Below are 1,139 nucleotides of genomic sequence, written 5' to 3' on the forward strand. Positions count from 1 at the left end.
CTCTTGCTGTTACTGCTTTATTTTGCTCGCCATTGGCGTTAGCGCAGCAGACTTTGCTGGTCTGGGAGGACATTCAAAAATCATTTGGTAATGAAGAAGCTGTAGCCGCGTTTGAAAAACAACACGATGTAAAAGTGAATGTACTTGAAATGCCATATGGCGGGCAAGTCGAATCACTACGTATGGATGGTCCGGCAGGTACCGGCCCGGACGTTGTTTTAATACCACATGATCAGATTGGTGGTGCGGTTATCCAAGGTTTACTTGCTCCTGTTCAGGTAGATAAAGCCGTTACCGATACATTTAGTCAATCTTCTATTGATGCATTGACTTACAATGGTGTGCTATACGGCTTACCGAAATCCGTTGAAACCGTATTTATGGTTTATAACAAAGAGCTTATCCCTGAACTGCCAGAAACGATGAGTGAAATATATGAGCTGTCTAAGAAGTTTCGCGCAGAAAATAAATACGGTCTGCTGGCAAAATGGGATGAACTTTATTACACCTACGGAATTTTAAACGGTATGGGTGGTGATGTTTTTGATAAAAAAGTCGATGGCTCTTATGACCCAAATAAAATATTGCTGAATACTCCAGGGGCAGTAGAAGGTGCAAAGTTCATTCAGAAGTTCTATGACTCTAAAGTATTCCCTACGGGCATTATTGGCAATAATGGTCTGAATGCTATCGATTCACTATTTACTTCTGGTAAAGCCGCAATTGTTCAAACAGGCCCTTGGGCGCTCCAACCATATAAAGAAGCAGGAATCAACTACGGTGTAGCGCCTCTTCCAAAATTGCCATCTGGTGAGCAAATGGGTTCATTTATGGGAGTTAAGAGTTATAGCATTTCCACTTTCTCGAAAAACAAACCATTAGCGCAAGAGTTTATTACGTTCGTGAATAATTATGACAACGCTAAGCGACGTTTTGAGCTCACTGGAGAAGTTCCGGCAGTGACAAAATTGGTGGACGATCCTGTTATTAAAAATGACCCAGGTGCAAGTGCAGTAGCGATGCAATCCATTCATGCTACTTCTATGCCTTCTATTCCAGAAATGAACGAAGTATGGGGACCTGCGAACAGTGCACTTCAGTTGATCGCAACAAATAAGCAAGATGCGAAAAGTGCACTC

General features: G+C 42.2%; 1 protein-coding gene. It reads left to right on the plus strand.

From position 1 onward, the window contains the following. Positions 1-1,139: extracellular solute-binding protein (locus QTO00_RS20035; RefSeq protein ID WP_331426312.1), on the plus strand; the 1,139-nt coding region annotated here is incomplete at both ends.

Source organism: Vibrio sp. M260118 (assembly GCF_036533755.1).
Taxonomy (GTDB): domain Bacteria; phylum Pseudomonadota; class Gammaproteobacteria; order Enterobacterales; family Vibrionaceae; genus Vibrio.